Origin of the sequence: Burkholderia sp. GbtcB21, assembly GCF_019091065.1 — a bacterium.
In the GTDB taxonomy this organism is placed as follows: Bacteria; Pseudomonadota; Gammaproteobacteria; order Burkholderiales; family Burkholderiaceae; genus Burkholderia; species Burkholderia pyrrocinia_C.
Map to the genome: position 1 here is coordinate 1 of NZ_JAGXKA010000070.1, position 1,457 is coordinate 1,457.

Annotated in this window: 1 protein-coding gene; it reads right to left on the reverse strand. The window is 60.4% G+C overall.

All coding sequences use genetic code 11. The features are described from left to right. Positions 1–292: 292 nt before the first annotated feature. Entirely contained in the window at positions 293–1,318 is a 1,026-nt protein-coding gene (locus tag KVT39_RS36355) for an IS110 family transposase (protein ID WP_131945919.1), read from the reverse strand. Positions 1,319–1,457 lie beyond the last annotated feature (139 nt).

Below are 1,457 nucleotides of genomic sequence, written 5' to 3' on the forward strand. Positions count from 1 at the left end.
TGACGTCCTTATATGAACACCTCCCTGTTGGCAAGGTCGGGTTTTAGTGTGCGAGACATCGAGGTTGCGTTTGCAGTCTTATATCCGGCCTTGGGGTGCAGGCACGAAGGCCTGCGGGCCTTGATGGAATCTGCTGGGAACGTCCCCATCTCACACGCCGGGCTGTGGGCCGCATGGACGTCATCGGGTTTGGGTTCCCACGGAACGATCTCGTTTGCCATCACACGTGTCACCTTACCTGCGCAACGCTGAGGGTTGGAGGAATGAAGTGCTCGAATCAACAGGGAGTTGCCTACGCGAGCGTGCGCGCGCTGACGTGCTTGGGGTCATAGGCTTGACCCTGCGCGAGCATGGCCCACGCGATGCGAGCCATTTTGTTAGCGAGCGCGACGATTGCCACGTTGACTGGGCGTCGATTCAGAAGCGCCTCGACCCATGCGGAACGCTGCTTCGAGCGGGTCACGACCATGCGGGCGCCGTGAATCAGCAATTTGCGCAGATAACGATCACCGCGCTTGGTAATGCCGCCCAGACGGACCTTGCCACCGGTGCCGGTTTGGGTAGGTACGAGGCCGAGACTGGCAGCGAAGGCTCGCGCAGAGCGGAACGTATCGGGCGAGCCCATGACAGCGACGGTAGCCGTGGCCGTCAATGGGCCAATGCCGTTAATGGCTGCCAGCATTTGCGCGGCAGGATTGGCTTTCATCCAAAGAAGGTTTTCGCGCTCGGTTTCGGTGATGTCCGCTTCCAGTTGCCGAAGGTGGGCGAGCTGGTGTTGCAGGGCGCGCCAGATGAGTGGAGGCACCGCTTGTTCGATCTCGGGCATGCGGGCGCTGAGTTCATTCATGAAGGCTTTGCGGCCGTAGCGGAATTGCAGGCCGTATTCGCCGAGCAACCCACGGATTTGGTTGACCAGCCGGGTGCGGGTGTCGACCAGCGCGGAGCGGATGCGATGCAGACCGAGGATGGCCTGCTGAGCTTCGCTTTTGATCGCGACGGTGCGCATACCGGGCTGCTGGGCGGTGGTCCAGATGGCGCGAGCGTCTGCCGCGTCGGTTTTGTTCGTCTGCACAAATGGACGCACGTATTTGGGATGCAGAAGAACAGCCTGATGACCGAGACTGATGATCTTGCGTGCCCACCAGTGAGCGCCGCCGCATGCCTCCAGCACAACACGTCCGGATTCGCGCTGACTCAGGAAGCGGATCAGCTGATCGCGGCTGAAGCGCCGGTTGAAGATTTCGCCGGATTGCGGATTCACCCAGTAAAGCTGGAAGACGGACTTTGCAATGTCCAGCCCGTAAGTCGTAGCATTCATTTGGGCTCTCCTTACCTAAGTGATTGGTGGAACTTTCACTTTGGCACGTCGATGCCGTGGGTCAAGCGAGAGCCCCTCGTCACGGCGCCATCGGCGCTGGACGCTTCCCGGAGAAGGGGGAGGTGTTCATCCCATCTCA

Excerpts from the sequence above, each read along its gene's own strand:
- KVT39_RS36355 (WP_131945919.1), bottom strand. The coding sequence starts at position 1,318 with ATGAATGCTACGACTTACGGGCTGGACATTGCAAAGTCCGTCTTCCAG.